Source organism: Cyclobacterium sp., from assembly GCF_014762705.1.
Lineage (GTDB): Bacteria > Bacteroidota > Bacteroidia > Cytophagales > Cyclobacteriaceae > Cyclobacterium.
On the sequence record NZ_JABURL010000076.1, the window covers coordinates 22,665 to 43,361 of the forward strand.

12 protein-coding genes are annotated in these 20,697 nt (G+C 41.9%); 9 read left to right on the forward strand and 3 right to left on the reverse strand.

Annotated elements, in window-relative coordinates:
- Position 1 precedes the first annotated feature (1 nt).
- The 3 genes from HUJ21_RS14350 (at position 2) to HUJ21_RS14360 (ending at position 4,825) form a co-directional block, all read left to right on the forward strand.
- Positions 2–1,558 (forward strand): sulfatase, encoded by a 1,557-nt coding sequence (locus HUJ21_RS14350; RefSeq protein ID WP_291370912.1) that lies wholly within the window; start codon positions 2–4, stop codon positions 1,556–1,558.
- A 233-nt stretch (positions 1,559–1,791) separates the two neighbouring features.
- A complete protein-coding gene (locus HUJ21_RS14355) occupies positions 1,792–2,550 on the forward strand; it encodes a DUF5995 family protein (protein ID WP_291370914.1) in 759 nt (252 codons plus the stop codon).
- Between the two features lie 646 nt (positions 2,551–3,196).
- Positions 3,197–4,825, forward strand: a complete 1,629-nt coding sequence (locus HUJ21_RS14360) for an NAD-binding protein (protein WP_291370915.1) — start codon at positions 3,197–3,199, stop codon at positions 4,823–4,825.
- Positions 4,826–5,188: 363 nt separating this feature from the next.
- On the opposite strand, the gene HUJ21_RS14365 is transcribed toward HUJ21_RS14360, so the two are convergent.
- Entirely contained in the window at positions 5,189–5,803 is a 615-nt protein-coding gene (locus tag HUJ21_RS14365) for a DUF2911 domain-containing protein (RefSeq protein WP_291370917.1), read from the reverse strand.
- Positions 5,804–6,102: 299 nt separating this feature from the next.
- Positions 6,103–6,333 carry an RNA-binding protein gene (locus HUJ21_RS14370; protein ID WP_291370919.1) on the reverse strand — a complete coding sequence of 77 codons (231 nt, stop codon included), beginning with the start codon at positions 6,331–6,333 and terminating at the stop codon, positions 6,103–6,105.
- A gap of 322 nt (positions 6,334–6,655) precedes the next feature.
- Between HUJ21_RS14370 and HUJ21_RS14375 the strand changes: the two genes are divergently transcribed.
- From HUJ21_RS14375 to HUJ21_RS14385, 3 genes are all read left to right on the forward strand, one after another.
- On the forward strand, positions 6,656–7,555 hold the full coding sequence (locus HUJ21_RS14375; RefSeq protein ID WP_291370921.1) for a DUF1080 domain-containing protein: 900 nt from the start codon (positions 6,656–6,658) through the stop codon (positions 7,553–7,555).
- Positions 7,556–7,644: 89 nt separating this feature from the next.
- Positions 7,645–8,775 carry a PepSY-associated TM helix domain-containing protein gene (locus HUJ21_RS14380; protein ID WP_291370923.1) on the forward strand — a complete coding sequence of 377 codons (1,131 nt, stop codon included), beginning with the start codon at positions 7,645–7,647 and terminating at the stop codon, positions 8,773–8,775.
- A gap of 194 nt (positions 8,776–8,969) precedes the next feature.
- A complete protein-coding gene (locus HUJ21_RS14385) occupies positions 8,970–9,758 on the forward strand; it encodes a 2-oxo acid dehydrogenase subunit E2 (protein WP_291370925.1) in 789 nt (262 codons plus the stop codon).
- Positions 9,759–10,041: 283 nt separating this feature from the next.
- On the opposite strand, the gene HUJ21_RS14390 is transcribed toward HUJ21_RS14385, so the two are convergent.
- The gene (locus tag HUJ21_RS14390) at positions 10,042–10,455 is read right to left on the reverse strand and encodes a MerC domain-containing protein (RefSeq protein WP_291370927.1); all 414 of its coding nucleotides are present in this window, start codon (positions 10,453–10,455) and stop codon (positions 10,042–10,044) included.
- Between the two features lie 554 nt (positions 10,456–11,009).
- Here HUJ21_RS14390 and HUJ21_RS14395 point away from each other — a divergent pair.
- The 3 genes from HUJ21_RS14395 (at position 11,010) to HUJ21_RS14405 (ending at position 20,132) form a co-directional block, all read left to right on the forward strand.
- A complete protein-coding gene (locus HUJ21_RS14395; RefSeq protein WP_291370929.1) occupies positions 11,010–11,459 on the forward strand; it encodes a DUF5362 family protein in 450 nt (149 codons plus the stop codon).
- A 62-nt stretch (positions 11,460–11,521) separates the two neighbouring features.
- Positions 11,522–16,000 (forward strand): PAS domain S-box protein, encoded by a 4,479-nt coding sequence (locus HUJ21_RS14400; protein ID WP_291370931.1) that lies wholly within the window; start codon positions 11,522–11,524, stop codon positions 15,998–16,000.
- Between the two features lie 118 nt (positions 16,001–16,118).
- Entirely contained in the window at positions 16,119–20,132 is a 4,014-nt protein-coding gene (locus HUJ21_RS14405) for a CheR family methyltransferase (RefSeq protein ID WP_291370932.1), read from the forward strand.
- Positions 20,133–20,697 lie beyond the last annotated feature (565 nt).

Consider the following 20,697-nt stretch of genomic DNA (forward strand, 5'->3'; position numbering starts at 1 on the left):
CATGAGAAAGCTATATCTAAACTGCTTACCCTTTTTTGCAGCCTTATCGCTGCTGCTATTCAATAACTGCAAGGCTCCACAAAAAAACACAGAAAGGAAACCAAATATTTTATTCATAGCTGTGGATGACATGAATGACTGGGCAGGATTTTTATCCGGACATGCGGGGATGAAAATCCATACACCCAATATCGATCGCCTGGCTGCATCCTCCATGGTATTTACCAATGCCCATACTCCGGCCCCGGCCTGTGCGCCAACAAGGGCAGCGATACTTACCGGTATACATCATGCCCGTTCCGGAACGCAAAACGTGTACTGGGGAGATGGGCCAAAATGGAGGGAATTTGATGCATTAAAAGAGGTGCCAACCCTGGAGCAATTTTTCAAAAAAAACGGCTATAAAACACTGGGCGCAGGCAAAATATATCACAGTCAGGCACCACCCTGGACTCCTACCAGCCAGGTAGAACCTGCCAACTGGGATTTTTACTACCCAAGCCCTTATATTTCCCATCCCTACCAGATTCGCGCACCTGACGAGGTCATCTATCCCGAGGACGTTGACAATGAGAATCGTCCCGGAGGCGGGGCAGACGGGTGGTGGACATGGGGAGCGATTCCTGTTCCCGATGAAAAAATGGCAGACTACCATGTAGCAGATTGGGTAAGTTACCAACTTGGTCAAAATCACGAAAAACCCTTTTTCCTGGCCGCAGGCATGTGGAAACCGCATGACCCATGGGAAGTTCCCCAAAAATATTTTGACATGTATCCCCTGGAGGATATTGTCCTCCCAGAACGAAAAGCGGATGACTTGGAAGACGCATTTGATCATGGACGTCGTTGGATCATGAAATGGGTCCTGGACAACAAGCAATGGGAAAAAATAATCCAGTCTTATGCCGCCTCCATTACTTTCTCGGATGCAATGGTAGGGAGACTGCTGGATGCCCTGGAAAAATCCGAACATGCCGATAACACGATAGTTGTGTTATGGTCCGACCATGGTATGCACATGGGAGAGAAGGATAATATTGAAAAATTCACGCTTTGGGAACGGTCTACGCGGGTGCCGCTAATCATTTCGGTTCCAGGCATGGCCTCGGCAGGAATGCGGTGCGAGCAGCCGGTGAGTTTGATGGATCTGTATCCGACTCTGGTCGACCTGAGCGGATTTGAGCCTCCCTCCCACCTGGATGGAAATAGTCTGGTACCTCAACTGGAAAACCCGGAAACCAAGACAGCACCGGTTATATCCAGCTACAAGTTTCCCAACAATAAGGAGCAGGCCGTTAGCGGGCATGCCGTAAGAAGCATGAGGTACCGCTACATCTACTATCCGGAGATCAATCTGGAAGAACTCTACGATCACGAAAATGACCCGGATGAATGGGAAAACATTGCTTATAAAAAAACCCATACCCAGGTCATTGAAGCACACCGCAATGTCTTGCGGGATATGCTGCCCCAAATCACCTGGAAGGACGGCCCACCGGATGGTTATTCAGTTGATGGGAATGGGAGGGTAAAAAAGGATAGTTTTGAATCGTTTTAATCCTCTCGAATCGAAACCCTATCCGTTCGTTTAGAGGATCGGAAAAGTATGTTGTCCTTACCCAGTTCACCCCATAGGAAATTGAAAGTTATCCATCAGATGAAGCCATCGTCCCGTGCTGTTTGTTTCGGATAAACCAGTTGAGATAGCTAAATATTTAACCCGCTTGACTGCAGGCAGCTTGGAGAACAGCCAATGGCTTCATGAAACAACATATAAACATTTGAATTATCATGGACGAAATTACCACCATACAGGATGTCCTGGAGGAGCTTGACAATATCATAACCGAAAGTATCAGAACCAATAGCAGGATAGGCTTGTTTGCTTACATCTACAGACGCACTACTTTTGAGATCGCATCAGAAATTGCCCTGAATCATTTTGAGGACAATAGGCGAATGGAAAGGCTTGATGTTGCATTTGCCTGTTTATATCTGGATGCTTACAAGGGGTATAAAAACAACGAAAAGGTAAGTGCCTCCTGGGCCTATGCCTTCGATCAGGTGGACAGGCCGCTTACAATTGTCCAACACATTCTGCTGGGGATGAATGCCCACATCAACCTGGACCTTGCCCTGGCAGCCTCCACGGTAATGCATGGTCAGGATATACACGATATTGAAAATGATTTTAATAAAGTGAACGACATTCTATATCAAATCACAAATGAGTTGCAGGAACGCCTTGGCCGGGTTTCTCCCTTGATGTTTATGTTAGACCTTATGGGTAAAAACAAAGACGAAAAACTTATAAACTTTAGCATGCGAAAGGCACGTCAGCAATCCTGGAATTCGGCAAAACGCCTGTGGTCCCTGGAAGAGGAGGAGGAAAGTATACGGGCCAGAGACAGGATCGACCGGATGGTGCTTCTACTGAGCAAGCACATTAAATCTCCTAAATCACTGACAATATGGCTTTTTCTCAAAATAATTCAAGCGTTTGAAAAAAGCGAAGTTGGTGTTGTAATTTCCAATCTGAAAGCAGATTAAATGAATATGGTGAAAAACCCCCAATGATTGGTTTTATCAAATCTGTTAGCAATAAAAAAATAATATTTTATTGAAAATCGTTTTATATTACTAGCCATGTTTTTGTTTGGCACAGTGACCAAAGAAATGATTCTCAGAAAAACTTTAGAAATTGCTTAACTAAAGGTACTAATATTTAACCCTTTATACCTTATTTATAGGTAAATAATTATTGTCAGTAGACTAGTAAGTTGTGTACTGGGTTACATTGTTTGACCTACCAATGCTACTGTGCAAACTAGGCAACTTTTTCGGATGGACAAGGGTTTATTGGAGAAAAATAAGTTGGAAGTTAAACGGAATACATCAGGAATACACCAAAAATACGTACTATATCATTCCGTGCCAGGCTTTTGCGCTGCCAAGATGGCGAATGATTGCTATGGAACCAGGAGAAAAGAAATATCCAGGAATGGACCAGACTACTCCATATGCGAGACTTAAGGGTTTCATGTATAGAAATCCTAGTGAAGATTTCGGAGCTACCCGAGTTTGGGCACAATAGAAAAATTATTGCCCAAGTACCATCACTAACCTCCCTTCGTTTCTTCCAACGCCTTTTCTGAGGAACTTTTTTTAAATAACTTGGGCTTCAAATCGACCACTTATGCAAAACAACCTGAAAAAAAGAATTCTATTTGCGGTTCTCGTTGTGACCGGAATAATAGTCATTTATGCAAAGATTTTTGTCTGGTCCATGGAATTTTTTGAATACCGGGAAATCACGTTTCCTCAGGGCTTACAGGTTGTCGTAGAGTCCCTTACGACCAGTGGTTATGGAGGTTTTTCTCCCTGGGAAAGTGACTTCATGAATTTCTTCGTCCTCATCATGAACCTCACCGGGGTTGTATTTGTATTTGTGGCCTTTCCTGTTTTTTTTCTGCCGTTTTTGAAAGATGCCATCGAGAAATCTCCCCCAACCAAAGTGAGTAAAAAAGACCACATAATTATTTGCTCGTATTCCACGCATGCCGAAGTACTGGTAAAGGAGCTAACTTCCCGAAATCAGGATTATGTAATTATTGAGGCAGCAGAGAAAAAGGCGAAAGAGCTTTTGCTTGCGGGGCTAAAGGTATTAAAGGGCAATCCTGAATCCGAAGCTACTCTGAAGGCCGCAGGAATAAAACTGGCAAAAGCTGTTGTACTCAATTCGACTACAGACAAGAATATTAGTATTGTTTTTTCGATCAGAAACATCAATAAAACGGTAAAAACCATTGCCGTACTTGAAGATGAAGAAATGGAAACCTACCATAAACTCGCTGGAACGGATACCACCATTTCTCCCAGACAGCTGATTGGAAAAAGCCTGGCTGCCCAAGTTCCGGCGATTTCCATCAACAACAGTGTAGAGATTGATACGGGCGTAGAATTAATTGAAATTGATATACAGGAAGGAAGTGAACTCTGCAATAAATCTATTGAGGAAGCAAATTTACTAGAAAAATACCATCTAAATATTATCGGGGCATGGCAAAATGGCGAATTTCAAAGTCCGGTGTCGACTGACCTGGTTTTGAAAGCAAAAATCCGTCTACTTGTTGCCGGAGACAGAGATGAACTTTCCCGGCTCAATAGGAAAGCGGAAGCCAAAATTCGACACTTCTCACAAAATAAAGTGCTAATATTGGGATACGGTGTGTCAGGAAAAGCTGCATTTAGCCTCCTTAAAACGAAAAGTGTAGCTATAACAGTGATTGATATTCGTGAAAAAGAAGGAGTAGATATTGTTGGGGATATCCGGAAAGCGGAAACACTTCGAGCGGCTGGAATTGACGATGCATCTGCATTGATTATCACCATTCAGGACGATACGATGGCACTTTTTGCTGCCCTGCTGGCAAGGAACATGAATAGCAAGGTCCACATTATCGTACGGGCCAATAATATGGAAAATGTTAAAAAATTGTACGGTGCCGGTGCCGATTATGTTCAGTCTCTCGCAACGGTGAGTGGCCGGATGCTCGCCTCCAATATATTCGAGGACGAGACTTCACTAGCTGTTGAAAAACAAATTAACCTGGTACAATTACCCGCGGGCAAGCTATCGGGAACTACCATATCCAAAAACAACGTAAGGACTGAAATGGGCTGCACAATTCTCGCTGTAATCAGAGAGGGTCAAAAATTTTCAACCATCGACCCCAATACGTTTTCGTTTGAAGAGGAAGATTACATCATTGTGGCCGGAACCGATGAAAGCATCCGGAAATTTGAGAAACGGTTTGGCAACTAAACCCCTTGGCTTAATACCTTCCCACAATTAACCAGCTGTCCCATTTCCTTTTAGTTGGTTGACCATTATACCTGTGCAAAACCAGGCTTTCAATACCTGTGCCGCTGAATTCGCAGTCGGGCCGATTTGGTTTAGGGATTGTCCTTTATGTCTGGGCACTACAGCTACCAGGATTTGTTCGAACAGGACGGCAGCTATAGGGCCACCACCAATCAGGCAAGTGGAAAATTGACCCGGGTGATGACAAGATTATTCCAGGAGCCCTGATTCCAGCTACATCTGGAGACAGCCTTCGCAATGCCCGGGTCAAAATTAATGGATACTTTACTGTACAAAAAAGATGGAGATTTACTTTTGGGCTTCCTATTGAAATGCTGCCTCGAAGGTCTCCATTTTCTGGTCCACTTGTGTATCTACCATGAATGATAGTCTTGTCTTTTCCCATGAAAAAATCACTCTGGCCACCTTATTATCTGCTGCCGATATGGCATAAGAAAGTCTTTCCTGAGTGTCTTCCATCATTTCAGGGCTTACTTTGATTGCAACCGCATCATCCTTTGCCAGGGCGGCAGCATCTACATTTTCACCCTGCATGTATGCATAGATGGCATTTCCTTTACTATTGAAGTGAATGGTCCAGTCACCAGACTGTTCTGGCGTAATAAACACAGAATACTTTCCCGGACTTAGCGTTTTTCCTCCTATGCTAACTGCCGTGCTGAATTCTATGGTTGTAGGCGCATTTGCACCCGCTCTCCAGGGCACACCAAAAGGAACAAGTTCTCCAAATACTGTCCTCCCCTTTACCCCGGGGGAAGAATAGTCTATGCTGATTTTTGTAAAACCCACATGCTGAGACACAAAACTGGCTGGGCTAGGAGCCGGGGCCTGAATCTGGGCCCGGGATTGGTAAAATGCCGAAAAAATCAGCAAAATGGTAAGTGTAGCTGTCAGATACGAATTTCTTGAATTTTTCATTGATTTAGTTTTTTTGAGCTTTTGAAGCAGAAAGATACAAAAGGCTATTGTAAATCCAGCTTATTCATTCGGGGAATTTAACCCTTGACACAGGATATCCAGCACCTACATCCCAAATAGGACAAGTCAACCGGAACGGGTATAATAGCCAAACAAAAAATAGGAGAACGGTAAAAAAAGCAAGCAGGCCTGTTGGAAGCCAGTCAGAAGAAATGAAAGGAAAAATAAAAAAGATCAAGCCTGCATATTCCAATCAGCAAGGCAAAACATTGGCCTAAACAAATGTATTATTGCTTTTCTTATTCTTTTACGACTATTGTACGTCCATCAACATCAGCTCCATCCAGTTGGGCTATCGCCGCTTTTGCCATTCCTTCGTCTGACATGTCTACAAAGCCGAAGCCCCTGCTTCTGCCGGTGGCATTGTCTACTATCACTTTTGTGGAGCGTACTTCACCAAAGGGTTCAAAAAAACCCTTCAACTCGGAATCATCAATTTCAAAAGGAAGACTGGCAACAAATATATTCATACTCATTCTATTTTATAGGTGTTTTTCAGGCGTAATTTGATAAAGCTACAGCAAATTTTGACAATATAAAATCTATTTGATTCAATTAATGCCAAAAGAAGACTACTAACAAACATGGGATAGCTAGGAAAAATGAGGCATTAATTTAAAATTATTAGTACATTCGTTTTTCATCCCTGGCTTGGGAGCAAAACAAAAGAAACTACTCATTTATAAGACAATGAAACATCCTATCTGCCCCATCTTATCGCTGTGTATCCTACTTTGCAGCTTTGGAAACGCCTTTTCTAACAACCACCAGCTAGATAACCCCTTTATTGGCATGTGGGGTCTTGAAATCGAAGGCGGAGGTGTTGGTTGGTTGCATGTCAACGAAGATAAGGGGTATCTCGATGCCGAACTTTTGTGGATTGGAGGGAGTGTTTTGCCTGTGGCGAATGTTTACCTGGCTGACGATAATACACTGGTAGTCACAAGAACCAGCACCTCACGTAAAAGTGAGGAAAGAAGCCATACCCTTACCCATACGCTCCGAATTAAGAAAACCGGAGAGTCCCTGAAAGGAACGATGACAGGACCGGGAAGAAATGGTGAATACCAGTCAAATTTCACCGGTAGCAGGATGCCTCCCATGCCTGAAAAACCAGACCTGTCTAAAGTCACTTTCGGACAACCCATTGCATTATTTAACGGCAAGGACATGAGCGGTTGGGAATTAATGAATCCCAACCAAAAAAATGGTTTTGCAGTAAAAAATGGCACAATGGTAAATGATCCCGTACAACCAGAAAGTGGAACACACATATCCTATGGAAACATTCGTACCCAGCAGGAATTCAAAGACTTCAATCTTACCCTGGAAGTAAACGTACCAGAAGGAAATAACAGCGGGGTCTATCTAAGGGGTATTTATGAAATCCAGGTGGTTGATTCCTATGGAAAACCGCTTGATTCACACAATATGGGTGCGTTGTACAGTCGCATTACACCCAGCATGGCTGCAGAAAAACCTGCAGGCGAATGGCAATCCATGGACATCACCCTGGTTGATCGTCACGTAACGGTGGTGTTAAACGGTAAAAAAATTATAGATAATGAGCCCGCCTGGGGACCCACCGGTGGAGCCATGAGTGCCGATGTACTTGCAGCGGGGCCCATATTTTTACAGGGAGATCATGGAAAGGTCAGCTACCGGAATATCGTATTGACGCCCATTGACTGATCGCACCGGCTGTCGGTAATTTGAAGTAGAATTAGGGATGGCTATACGTTGACCCTTGATTTGCCATTAAACGAATACCATTTAAGTACATGTCCTTTCGAAAGTTCCTGACCAAAATCCACCTTTACCTTGGGCTAGGTATCGGGCTGTTGTTTACTATCATCTCCTTATCCGGCGCATTATACACTTGGGAACCAGAGCTGAGCCGTATTGCCTACAAGCAAGGCGTGGATGCAAAGGACAGTCCCTTTGTTTCTATTTCTCAAGTAAGAAATACCTTGCAAAAAAACTTTCCCGAAGGAGATTTTCGAACAGCCCTATACCGGGACCCGGAAAGCAGTATTGAAGTATTATTGTATGCTCCCGGCACCTATTACCTGGCACAACTCAACCCCTATACCGCAGAACTTATTCATTTACAAGACATGAATAAGGGCTGGCTCAATATTATAAAAAAACTTCACAGGAATTTGCTATTGGGTAATGTAGGAAGAGAAATCGTGCATTGGGTGACTTTATTGGCGCTACCTTTGCTCATTTCCGGCCTGGTGATCTGGTGGCCAATCAGGGGTTGGCCCGGTAAAAGTAATTTCCGCATCAACTGGTACGGTTCCTCCAAAAGAAAGAATCGTGACCTGCATACTATACTTGGATTTTATGCCACCTGGATACTGATTTTTGCGCTTATTACCGGTATTTATTGGGGTTTCAGTGCCGTAAAAGAAACGATAAAGGAGCTAAGTGGCGAAAATAAAATGAACTGGGAAAGCCCTCATTCAGAACTTCCCGATTCCGGGCAATTAGCTGTAAACGATGACGTTTTGAATCGACTGATAGCCGACTACCATAAAACCTTTTCCGAATCTGAGGTAAGGATCAGTATACCTCATGAAAAAGATGACCCCATCCACCTCTCCGTAATTGAGCCAAAAAAAGGAATAAACGCTATCAATCATTATTACCACGACCAGTATAACGGAGAACGAATAGAAGGCCATTTTCTAAATGGGCTATCCACGGAAAAAAGTGCTTTTCAGAGAATAAACGGCATGATTTACGATATTCATTTTGGAAGTATTTGGGGGCTTCCAGGTAGGATGCTGGTTTTTTTAGCGGCTTTGATTGCGGCCTCTCTTCCAATCACCGGCTTTATCATTTGGTCAGGTAAAAGAAAAAAAAGGAAAGGGAAGGAATCCGCTAAAGGTTCTTTTTCTTACTGATAGCCTGATCATATGGTACGAAAGTCCGCTTTTCATCTCGCTTATCCCAAAAATATTTTTTTTATAAGCTTGTTTCTGGTTCGCTGGAAAGTAAGTTGGGTGTTCAGGAATAAAAAAGCCAAATAAATTTACCCAACAAACACCTCAACCGTTTAAATTACAGTTGTTTGTCACCGTAAATTTAAGCCCCATTTATGGAAAATCCCAAAATTCAGAAATTCCCTGATTACAGAATAGCCAGTATTGATATTTGCGAGATTGGAAAGCAAAAACATTACGTCACAGCCTTAATCGAACTTGATGTAACAGAAAGCAAGCAAAAAATTGAAAATTATCACAATTCCCGGGGCACCAAAATATCCATTAATGCCTGGCTGATTAGTGTAATCGCTTGTACAATAAATAAACACCAAACTGCCAGTGCATTTTTGCTAGGTAAAAACAAATTAATGATTTTTGAAAAAATTAACGTTTCCATCATTGTAGAAAAAGATATAAAAGGAATCAAAGTACCCATTCCACTAATCATTGAAGGAGCAAATGAAGTCAGCTTAGAAGGGATAAGCGCACAATTGATGGAGGCGAAAAATACCGCTTTTTCGGAAAATGATATTGTGCTTCATCAAAAAGCCAAACAATTGGAGAAGCTTTATTTTATACTTCCAGGTTTCCTGAGAAGGTACTTTTGGAAATTTCTTTTGAAAAATCCTCCATTGGCTTATAAAAAAATGGGAAATGTAGCTTTTACCTCCATAGGAATGATGGGAAAAGTGAATGGTTGGTTTATTCCAATATCCATACATCCTATTTGTTTGGGTATAGGTTCAATAATGAAAAAGCCTTCTGTCATTGATGATAAAATAGCAATTCGAGAAATCTTACATGTGTCCGTCCTTATGGACCATGATGTGATTGACGGTGCACCCATGGCACGATTTATCAGCCATTTGAAGGATAATATTGAAAATGGGTTAAACCTATGAAAATCTTTTCCTATCCTGGCAACCATTTTACCTTACTTACGCTTCATTTTCAGGTATTTACTATGCATTGGCGCAGCAAGTGAAAACAGATTATTCCTTATCAATAATACCCCATTTACTTGTATGCCTACTAATAGCCTGTTCATCATTCAAGCGCTAACTTGACAATAAAGGAAAATCAGGCATACTGTATTTTTACAGATAGGTTTTTAGGAACAAGCTGGTTTCCGCTAAAATGGTTGCTATAGTGATCCAATTTAAAATCAGACAGGAAGCAAAAAATTCAATGAGCCTGGTTTTCACAATCGGGAAAGTCTACATCTGAACTCCTGATTTTTAGCCAGTTGACATAATGAGCTGCTCCTACCAGCACTGCGCCAATAGGTGTAATGAAGGATTCCAGGTTCTCTGGGCTCCAGAGAAGGCCAAAGCCAATGATTAGAAACCCAATACTTACCAGGACAATTGGCATTGGATTATTATGGTGCCTTTTGTACCCGTGGGATAAGGAAAAAACCGCAAGGATAAAACTCAGGATGATAACGCTGTGTTCGATCCAGGGCTGATCTAAGAACCCCATACCCGCAATAGGAAGCCCACTGACGAGGAAAGGGAGAAATGCACAGTGAATCGCACAAGTTAGGGATGCCGAAAATCCGATAAAATCCAGGTGAATACCGATAAAACTGTTTTTCATGGTTTGCTGTTTTTTTTGAAACTGTATTGCAAATGTAAATGGTCTTTTTCTTTTTTGCAACATATTTGCATTTATGAAATGAGATTGTTTAGTCTGTTCATCTAAAAAATCAGATTACATGCTGACTATCCATTCTCTTCCTTGCGCCTGGACTGGAGCCAATAAACTTAAAGTTCCGGATTAACAGCTGAATGACAGGAAGGATTTGTTTTTCTCAGACCTCATCTTGAAATTAAAGGTAAAAGTAACATGGTCTTCCTAGCAGCCATTTATCTCTTTAGAGGCAAATTCTGACAGGACAGTAAATTAACCGCAGTCCTATACGACCTAAAAAAAATCTACCATCCTGGGAAAAAACTTCCTTGCCAAATATAAATTAGAAATTTCAGCCAATATATTCGATTTAAGGATCTAATCCATTGGAGCAGTCAACATTTTGACTTATATTCATTTTGGTATTACACATTTGGCATCCCAAATCAATTGGTGGATTTACCAAAACTTGTACTATCACCGCATGGTGAAAAGGAACCTTCAAACCAAAATCAGAAAAAATGGAAAATATGGAAGAAAATGAACCGGCCAATTCGTCCCACTTTCCTGTTGAGGTGAAAAATTATCTTTTAGAAACCAGTAAATGGGGCAATTTCCTGGCAATAGTAGGTTATGTGGGCATAGGACTAATCATCCTTATGGCATTGGTGGTTTTGATAGGATTTTCCTTTTTAAACCCCGTAATAGGTAATGACCTGGACATGGGAGGAATCGGGTTAATTTATATAGTGATCGCAGTCGTCTATTATTTTCCCATCAATTATTTGCACAGGTTTTCCAAGCAAATCAAACTAGGCATTACGGGAAATGACGAACATTCCCTTACTTCAGGATTTGAAAATCTAAAATCCCTATTTAAGTTTATGGGTATATTTACCATCATTACCTTATCCATTTATGCCCTGTTTTTATTTATACTTTTACCTGTATCCATGCTTTTTATGAAATAGAATGCCCTTTTTTATCAAAACCATTAATGACAGCTTTTGGACTTCCTGGAAATCAATGCAAAATGAACAAGCCCAAACCCGACTACAGCACTTTTTTTAACTTCAACCCAATACCTTCATGGGTTTATGATTTGGAAACATTTCAAATCCTGGATGTAAATCAAGCCGCAATACATCATTATGGCTATACAGAGAAGGAATTTTTACAACTCACCTTAAAAGAGCTTCGCCCCAGTCAGGACGTTCCAAAATTGATTTCCGCTCATTCAGGTATCGATAAGCAGGAGGGCAATGTTTATTTCGGGATTTTCACCCATAAAAAAAAGAACGGTGAACTTATCCGTATGGATATCAACGGCCACAAAGTGGATTATTTGGGCAAAACAAGCATGATGGTGGTATGCAGGGATGTGACTGAGGAGGAAAAGCAGTTCAAACAGCTAAAGGAAGCTGAACAGAAATTGAAAGCGGTTTCAAGCATCGCCAAATTGGGATACTGGTACTCGGAAGCGGATACCAATAAGCTTATTTGGTCGGATGAAGTATATAGAATATGGGGACGAAAAAAAGAGGATTTTGAGCCGGATGTAGATAAATTTTTCCAAACCATCCATCCCGATGATCGGGAAAAATTCAAAGAATTGCAACGCTCCTCATTCAATGGTGAAAAGGACTACGATTTTGTCCATCGGATCCTGTTGCCCGATGGGACGATCCGTTGGGTCCATGAACTCGGCCGGTTGGAGCAGGATGAAAAGGGAAAACCCAAAGCATTTGAGGGTACGGTACAAGATATCACCAATCAAAAAGAATTGGAGTTGCGGCTAATCGAGACCGGTAGAAAACTGAGTGAAAGCGAGAAACGTTTTAGAATTACTCAGGAAATCTCTCCAGACGGATTTACCATATTACATCCTCTACGCAACAACAAAGGTGATATAATTGATTTTACCTGGGTTTTTGAAAACCAGGCAATAGCCAATATCAACGAAACGGATCCGAATGACGTGATAGGCAGGAAGCTTTTAGACCTACTTCCTTCACACCAGAACACTCCACTATTAAAGTCCTTTATCCATGTTGCCAATACAGGTGAATCCAGGATATTGGAAGAAGTCTATGTAGGGGAAATTATTGCAAAACCAATATGGTTGCGGCTTGTGATTGTACCTATGGGTGAAGACATCGCCATTCTAACCCAAAACATCACGGAACGCAAATTGGCCGAAGAGGCAGTGCGGGAAAGTGAGGGCAGGTTCAGGACCATTTTTGAAATTGCCTCTTTGGGAATTGCACAAGTTGACCCTTCAAATGGCCAAATAGTTCTGGTCAACTCTTATTATGAGTCCGTAACGGGTTATCAAACTGAGGAACTCCTCCAGATGAGTTTTTTAGAGCTGACCCATCCCGATGACAGAGAAAAAGATTGGGAATTATTCAGCAGGGCAGCCCGGGGAGAAGAGGAATACAGAAATGAAAAGCGCTATATTAAGAAAGACGGTACAGTTATTTGGGTCCGCAATCATGTGGCATTCATCAGGGACGAATTGGGCAAACCCATCAGTACCGTAGCCATATGCGAGGATATTACCGAACGAAATAAACTCCAGGAGTTAAACCGACAAACTTCAAAACTGGCCAGAATCGGCAGTTGGGAAATCGATTTTACAGGAAATAAGCTGTTTTGGTCAGATATGGTATACGCGCTTCACGAGACAGATCGGGAAACATTTGTTCCAGACCTGGAAAAAGCTATCAATTTTTACAGGGAGGATTATCTAGGGATAGTAAATGAAAAAGTGGAGCTATGCATATCCGAAGGTATTCCCTTTGATTTTGAAGCCATTATGGTGACAGCCAAACAGCAGGAAAGATGGGTAAGGGTGATAGGGAATGCGGAGATGATCAATGGTAAATGCCATCGGATTTATGGGAGCTTTCAGGATATTCACCAACGAAAAGACACTGAATTGCGGCTGCAGTCACTTGCTGATAATTTACCCGGTGTGGTATTCCAGTACCACCTGTACCCCGATGGAACAGACGCCCTGAAATATGTGTCAAAAGGATCCCGGCCGCTTTGGGGTTTTAGTCCGGAGGCAGTCATAGAAAATAACGCATTGGTATGGAATCAAATCAAAGCCGGAGGTAATTTCGAGGAGGTGCAGGAAAGCATCATGGACGCTGTAAAAACAAAAACCAAGTGGACGGCTAAGTGGCGATACGTTATGCCTGAAGGAGAAGTTAAATCTCATTTAGGTTTTGGCTCACCTTATTTTTTAGCTGATGGATCCGTCATTTTTAACTCCCTGATACTTGATATTAGCCAGGAGGCAAAAAACGAAGAACTTCTGGAACAGGCTACCGAAATGGCCCGGATAGGCAGTTGGGAATTGGACCTGATCAATCAGGAAGGAGACGCAATGTATTGGTCACCAATGACCATGCAAATCCTCGAGGTGGATGAAAATCACCCCCCATCCCTAACCGGTGGATTTGAATTTTATACTGAAAAAAGCAAACTGCGCATACAACAAGCAGTGGACCTCCTGATAAAGGAAGGTAAGGGCTTTGACGAGGAACTGCTCATCATCACTGCTAGAGGAAAAGAAAAATGGATACGGGCCATAGGCAAGTGCGAATTTGTTCAGGGGAAATGTGTCAAAATATATGGCAGTTATCAGGATATCCATTCCTCCAAATCGCTGGAATTTCAAATTCAAGAGATTTTGGGAAGTATTTCGGATGCCTTTTATGCAGTAGATGGTGATTGGAAATTCACCTATTTCAACCGGGAAGCGGAAAATCTGCTGCAAAAACAAGCCTTGGATGTGGTCGGGAAAAATATTTGGCAGGTTTTCCCTGCAGCCATAAACACTCCCCTGGATAAAATTTACCACCGGGTAGTGGCCACAGGAAAACCGGAATCCTTTGAATACCTTTTCCCTGGAGACGGCAAATGGTATGAAGTGAATGCCTACCCGTCCGGGGATGGTCTTTCCGCCTATTTCAAGAACATTGATGAGCGTAAACAGGCTGCAGTAAAACTTGAAAAGGCCTACCAGGAAAAAAACAACATCCTTGAGAGCATTGGAGATGCCTTTTTCAGTGTAAACAAAGATTGGATAGTGACTTATTGGAATAAAGAAGCTGAAAACTTCCTTGGACGCAAAAGAAAGGATATCCTCGGAAAAAATTTATGGGAGGCCTATGCGGATGCCATAGATTCCGACTTTTACCGGCAATATCAGCGGGCAATGGAAACAGGGGAAACCGTCAACTTTGAAGAATACTATCCTACATTGAAGAAATGGTTTGAGGTAGCTGCCTATCCCTCAAAAGAGGGATTATCCATTTATTTCAAAGATGTAACCTTGAGGAAAGAAGCTGATATCCGACTGCAGGAAGCCAATGAACGCTTTGAAAAAGTAACAGAAGCCACCAATGATGCGATTTGGGACTGGGACATTCAATACCGAACATTGTATTGGGGCGGTGGTTTCGAAAAGTTATTCGGATACCGAATTTACAATTCCACTGCTCCACTCGATTCCTGGACAAAACACATTCATCCGCATGACAAGGAAGGTGTCATAAAAAGTAAAGATGAGATACTCGACAAACCCACTCAATACAATTGGTCCTCAGAGTACCGTTATAAAAAAAGTGACGGAACCTATGCAGATGTTATCGACAGGGGGATAGTGATCAGAAACGAACAGGGAAAAGCCATTCGAATGGTGGGTGCCATGACCGATATTTCGGAGCGCAAACATTTTGAACAACAACTTGTTGAACTCAACAAATCCTTGAAGGAGTATGCCCACCAACTTGAGCTCACCAATGAACAACTGGAACAATTTGCCTTTATCGCATCCCACGATTTGCAAGAGCCTTTAAGAATGATTTCCAGTTTCATGGATCAATTGAAACGAAAATATGGTGATCGACTGGATGAAAAGGGACATCAATACATTCACTTTGCCACTGATGGAGCCAGCCGAATGAGGCAGATCATATTGGATCTTTTGGAATATTCCAGGGCTGGAAAATTGATGGAGACTTTAGAAAAAGTAGACCTGAACAAAATAATAACCGACTACGGACTTTTAAGAAAAAGGATCATTACAGAGAAATCCGTCAAATTAAACTCAGGTAAGCTTCCTGTTTTACATTCTTATAAAGTACCCCTTACACAGACATTGCATTGTTTATTGGACAATGCCATCAAATATTCATTTGAAGATCGCAATCCTCAAATTGAACTCTCCGCAGAGGAATTGGATGATTTTTGGAAAATAGGGATCAAAGACAATGGAATAGGCATAGACCCTAAATTATTTGAGAAAATCTTCATTATCTTCCAGCGATTGCATAACAGGGAAAAATATTCAGGCACGGGCATTGGCCTGTCCATTGCCAAAAAACATATAGAATCCTGGGGAGGAAAAATTTGGCTGGACTCCTTCCCCGGGGAGGGATCCACTTTTTATTTCTCCATACCAAAAAATAAAAATCCAAAAGGGAGCTCACAAGCCTAAATCCAAAACAGGGAAGGAAGGAAAAGCACAATTATGGAGATGTCAACTTTTATTGTGTAACTTTATAAAAATCGCCCAGCTACTGTATAATTCTATTATCTAAAAATTCCACCTGAAAATGAAAGTTGATTTCCCTATTGTCGCCATCGGAGCTTCAGCAGGAGGTTTAGAGCCTTTGGAAATTTTTTTTGAAAATGCCAAAACCGATTCATCCTTTGCCTATGTTTTGATACAGCACCTGGCCCCAAACCACAAGAGCTTAATGGATGAATTGCTCGCGAGGCATACGGATTTACCCATCAAAATCATCGAACACCAAATGCCGGTAGAAACAGGGACAATCTACCTCAACCCACCCAAAAAATTTATAGAGCTGCTGGATGGGAAATTTTCCTTAAGCGAAAAAGAAGACCGAAGGCTGAGCTTTCCAATCAGTAGTTTTTTTTATTCTCTGGCAGTGCACCAACATGAAAATTCCTGTGCCATTGTGCTTTCCGGTACGGGAAGTGATGGATCAGAGGGAATCAAGCATGTCAAGGAAAATGGAGGTCTTGTATTGACACAGCAGCCCGAAACAGCGAGGTTTGATGGCATGCCCAAAAATGCCATCAACACGGGAGCCGTGGACAAAGTCTGCAACGTGGAGCAAATGCACCAGGAATTGGAAGCCTATTTTATAAACAGGATTGAATTGAACGGCAAAAAACTGGAATCCAGCAATAGCAAGAATGTGATTTCAGAAATTTTGAAAAGTGTTTTGGATCAGATCCATGTGGATTTTACAGGATACAAATATACTACCGTGTCCAGAAGAATTGGCCGGAGAATGAGCCTTTTAGGTTTTTCAGCTATGGAAGACTACCTTGATTATTTGGCAAATAATCCTTCTGAAGCCCATTTATTGTCTAAGGAGCTATTGATTGGGGTGACGCGGTTTTTTAGAGATGCTGAAGCTTTTGAAGCCCTAAAAAACCAGGTTGTTCCCCAGTTGATTGAAGCCAATAAAGACAACAAAACCATCCGGATTTGGGTGACTGCCTGTTCCACTGGAGAGGAAGCCTACTCCATAGCCATTCTGATTAAAGATTACCTCCGCATGCACCGCTTGCAGTATGATGTAAGTATCTTTGCGACTGATTTGGATAAAGAAGCCATTAAACTGGCTGCCAATCGAATTTTCCCTGAAAATATCGGTGCAGAAATACCCCCTGAATACCTCAGCACCTATTTCATCCCCCATCGGTCTGGTTACACTATTTCAAAAGAAATCCGGGAGATGATCGTATTTTCAGCTCACAATGTTATTCAAGATCCTCCTTTTAATAAAATCGACCTGATCTGTTGCAGGAATTTCCTGATTTACCTCAACGATACCATACAGCAGCAACTTTTTTCCATCTTCCAATATGCCTTGAAAAGCCAGGGTTTTTTGTTTTTGGGATCCAGTGAATCATTGGGTAAATCCGGCGAAGATTTCATTGAATTTGATAAAAAAAACAAGATTTTCATTAACCGGGAAAACAAGAAGTTCATCCAGCAAATCCGCTCACCAAAGGCAAAAGCAGCCTCCGCATATAGCCAGGGCCAACAAGGGAGTACTTTTGGGAATGGACCATCCTCCGGGAGGAATAAATTGATGAATGAAATCCAAAATGCCCTTATTCAGGCTTATGTACCGGATTCCATTGTGACGGATGAATATTTTAATCTGCTCCACACCACTGGAAATGCCAACCGATGGTTGCGGCTTCCCGCTGGTGAAATCAGCTCCAACGTAATGAAAATGCTTCCTGAATCGCTTGCCGTACCCCTGGAAGTGGTAGCCAATAAAGTAATTCAATCCGGCAAGCCCATTACCCTGAATAATGTAGCTCCTACCAAGGTCATTGGTGAATATTTCAAAGATCAGGCATCTCTCAAAGTCACGGTTCATAGAACAAACCTTATAGATAACAGTGTGCATCTATTTATCACGTTCGAGCCGGAAAACACTGCTAAACCCCAATCTGAAACCGCAAAAATAGACATGGGTACGGCATCTATGGAGAAAATTGCTATTCTGGAACGGGAACTGCGCATCAATAGGGAAACGCTACAAACCACAATAGAGGAACTGGAATCCAGCAATGAAGAACTACAGGCGGCAAACGAGGAGCTCCAAAGCTCCAATGAAGAATTGGAATCCGTCAATGAAGAACTCTACACAGTGAATGCGGAATACCAGCAAAAAAACCTGGAACTCTCTGATTCGAACAATGATCTCAACAACCTGATCCAAAGTACGGAGATTGCCTTGCTTTTTCTGGACTCCCATCTGAATATCCGCAAATTCACGCCGGAAATCAAAAAAATCATGAACCTTATGCCCCATGATATTGGCCGAAACATCAGTCACTTTAGGGGAAAAGTACAGTTGGAAGATTTCCTTGACCGGATCGAAGAAGTCTTTACCAGCCTGGTCCCCTTTCAGGTTCAGGTGAAAGACAATAATGAAAAAGAATATTTGCTTAAAATATCACCATTCAAAACTCCTAAAAAGGAAATTCAGGGGGTTGTATTGGTGTTTGTGGATATTTCCCAAAGCAACCGCATGGAAAGGGCGCTGGAAATTTCTGATCAAAGCCTGGCAGCATTAAAGCAGCAACACCACAACCAAAATGAAATTTTCGAACTCATCACCAACAACCTCAGGGATCTGGTAACCATTATTTCACCTGAGGGAAAGGTAGAATATTGCTCTCCATCCGGCTTTGACATCACCGGTTATAGCCTTGAGAAAATGTATGAACTTAACTTTCTCCAACAGGTAGCAGGCCCCATTCACCAGGAGCGCTGGCAAAAAGCCATTACCGACCTCAGCAAGCACAAAGATCCCGGTTTGATTCATTTTAAATTCAAAACTGCAAAAGGAAATTTCAGGTGGATGGAATCCAACTTAAAACAACTGAATCACACTAATCCCGAAAAATCAAGAATCCTGGTCACCACCCGTGATATTCACCAAAGGATGCTTGATGATATTGAAAAATACAAATTGGCCCTTATTGCCGAGCAGACAAGCAATGCCGTCCTGATCACCGATCCAGCTGGCCGGATTACCTTTGCCAACCAGGCCTTCGAAACCATGACAGGATTTGAGGCCGCCGAAACAATGGGAATGATCCCGGGGCGGTTACTACAGGGCGAGGAAAGTGATTCCGAAACCATCAGAATCATGTCCGATGCCATCAAAAAAACACAGCCATTTGATGTGGAATTGATCAATTATTCCAAATTTGGAAACAAATATGTAGTCCGGATCCAGGCCGAACCCATGTATGATTACGAAAAACAATTTATCGGATTTTTTTCTATTCAGACAGATGTCACCCACCAAAAGGATCAATTTGAGGAGATCCATAAGCTGAACTTAAAAATAAAAGAGCAAAACTATAAATTGGAAGAAGTCAACACGGCATTGGAGGAATTTGCGTATGTGGCCTCTCATGACCTGAAGACTCCTGTTCGAAACATCCGGGGCCTCCTGGATCTAATCAGGAAAAAGGGAGAAGCATTAGATTTAAAGAAAAGAGACCATTATTTTGATATCATTTTTTCCTCTGCAGGAGAATTGAACAGAATGATTGATAATCTGCTGGAATATTCCAGAACCGGCAGGTCCCAGGAGGATTTAGAACTTGTCAATCTGCCCAGCTTGATGAATGAAATTACCCGGCAGTTTGACAGCGATTTGAAAGAATTGGATGGTAGCATCCAGGTGAATCTACAGGTAGACGAGATCCAGGTGTATCCAATTCTTTTCAAGCGATTGGTCACTAACCTGATCAGCAATGCCATTAAATACAGGGACGGCTCCCCTCCGGAAATATTGATTTCCTGTCAGAAAAGCGATCCGCAGACAGTTAATTTCCAGGTCAGAGACAATGGTATGGGAATTCCAGAGGACCAGTATGAGCAAATTTTTAAAATATTTAAGTCCCTGAACCCCAACAAAGACAGCAACGGAATAGGGCTTTCAGTCAGTAAGAAAATTGTGGAACTGCACGGAGGAACGATCTGGGTGGATTCCAAAGTCGGTGAGGGAACAACTTTTTTCTTTACAATTAAAAATAATCATCGGGAAAAAAATTAAGGTAATTAATACAGTTTTAAATACCTTTCGTCCTAAATTGAATTTTTTAAAATAGATAGGTAGTAACCTGAGTTCGAATTAAGATCGTCAATAAAAACCAATTGAATCGTCACTGCGAACCCTTTGTCGTGGGTATAGGCGCTGGGAAAGGGTGTGGCAGTCTCGTTTGGCCAGAGATTCCCACGGCTTTCACCGCTCAACCCCCTGCCTCGGAATGACGGATTTTTAACAAAATTCAGTCGAACTCAGGTTAGAATATTGTTTATAAAACAGAATATAAAATTATTATAACTACTGTTTATAAAATTTTACTTAAAATAGAATGTTAAATCCATAAGTTTTTTGATGCAGCCAATGGTTGGACGTAAATGAGGATAGGAATGGAGGCAAATGCGCGTTTTGCAGATTCCATAAATCCAAGGCTGAAATTGAAGATTCGGTGAATTCCCAAATTTGACTGTCTGATGGCACAAACATCTGCGGCAAAAATGCTTTTGGCGGGGGCATACAATTGGATGCTGCAAAATATGTAAAGTTCTCCCTGATATTTGACAGACGAAGCGGC